The sequence below is a fragment of the Streptomyces sp. GbtcB6 genome, from assembly GCF_019091475.1.
GTDB classification, from domain to species: domain Bacteria; phylum Actinomycetota; class Actinomycetes; order Streptomycetales; family Streptomycetaceae; genus Streptomyces; species Streptomyces hyaluromycini.
The window spans coordinates 1-1,286 of record NZ_JAGXJL010000159.1 but is presented as its reverse complement, the minus strand read 5'-3'; the positions used below and the strand labels follow the sequence as shown (position 1 = coordinate 1,286).

Annotated in this window: 2 protein-coding genes; both read right to left on the bottom strand. The window is 67.0% G+C overall.

Going from position 1 to position 1,286, the window contains the following annotated elements; genetic code table 11:
• Nucleotides 1-34 precede the first annotated feature (34 nt).
• Nucleotides 35-922 (bottom strand): IS3 family transposase, encoded by an 888-nt coding sequence (locus KVT45_RS54975; protein ID WP_217562633.1) that lies wholly within the window; start codon nt 920-922, stop codon nt 35-37.
• Nucleotides 919-1,218, bottom strand: a complete 300-nt coding sequence (locus tag KVT45_RS58340; protein WP_217562631.1) for a transposase — start codon at nt 1,216-1,218, stop codon at nt 919-921. Before KVT45_RS58340 ends, KVT45_RS54975 begins: the two co-directional genes overlap by 4 nt.
• Between the last annotated feature and the right edge of the window lie 68 nt (nt 1,219-1,286).

Here is a 1,286-nt window from a genome sequence, read left to right as displayed (position 1 = left end):
GTGAAGTTTGCCCGTGATCTCGGACACTCGATGGTTATGCCGCGAGGGTATGTTGATGCCGCTGCCTGGTCTCGGCTGGGGTGAGGTAGCCGAGGGTCTTGTGCTTGCGCAGGCGGCGGCGGTCGTAGAAGGTCTCGACGAAGTTGAAGACCTCGGCGCGGGCGGTGGCCCGGTCGGGCCAGATTCGGGTGCCGATTTCCTCCTTGAGCAGGGCCCAGAAACTCTTCGCGGCGGCGTTGTCGAAGCATGATCCGGTGCGTCCGCAGCTCTGCCGCAGCCCCAACTCGCTTATGCGGTCGTGGAATTGGGCCGACGTGTACTCGCTTCCGCGATCACTGTGTATGACGCAGCCGGGTTTCAGACCGGCTCGGCCGTGGGCCATGTTGAGGGCATCCACGACGAGTTCGGCCCGGTGATGGTCGGCCATGGCGTAGCCGACGACCTCGCGCGTGGCCAGGTCCAGCCAGCAGGCGAGGTAGAGCCAGCCCTCGGCCGTCGGGAGGAAAGTGATGTCTCCGACCAGCTTCGTGCCGGGGATGCCGGCGTGGAAGTCGCGGCCGATCAGGTCCGGGGCCGGCCTGGCCTTCTTGTCCGGCCGCGTCAGCGACCGGCGCCGGCGACGGTGGGCGCCCTGGATGCCGTGCTCACGCATCAGCCGGGCGACGCGCTTGTGGTTCACAGACCGTCCCAGACGCCGCAGTTCGGCATGGACGCGCGGGACGCCGTAGGTTCCACGGGAGGCGAGGTGGATGACGGTGATCTCGTGGGTCAAGGCCGCGTCGGCGGCCTGGCGGGCGGTGCGGGTCTTCTGCGCGGCGAGCCAGGCGTAGAAAGAGGAGCGGGCCACCTTCAGCAGCCTGCAGAGGAAAGCGACGCCGTGGGTGGTCTTCTCCGCCTCGATGAACGCGTACGTATCGTTCACCGATCGCTCTCTTTCGCGAAGAAGACCGCGGCTTTTCGCAGGACCTCGATCGTCTTTGCCTGCTCGGCGCTCTGCCTGCGTAGCCGCCTGAGCTCCTCGCGCTCCTGCGTGGTGAGCTCGCCAGGGCGGCCCTCCCCCTGGTCTGCCTTGGCCTGGCGATACCAGCCGCGCAGGGACTCGGAGCTGATGCCGAGCTCCCGGGCGACGGCGGTGACCGTCTTGCCCGAGGAGTCGACGAGCGCGATGGCGTCCCGCTTGAACTCCTCGGTGTACCGCTTCGTGTACTTGCTTCCCACCTGGTGCTACTTCCTCTGGAACCTCAGGTCCCAGTCTCCAGGTGTCCACGATCAAGGGGAAGCTTCAC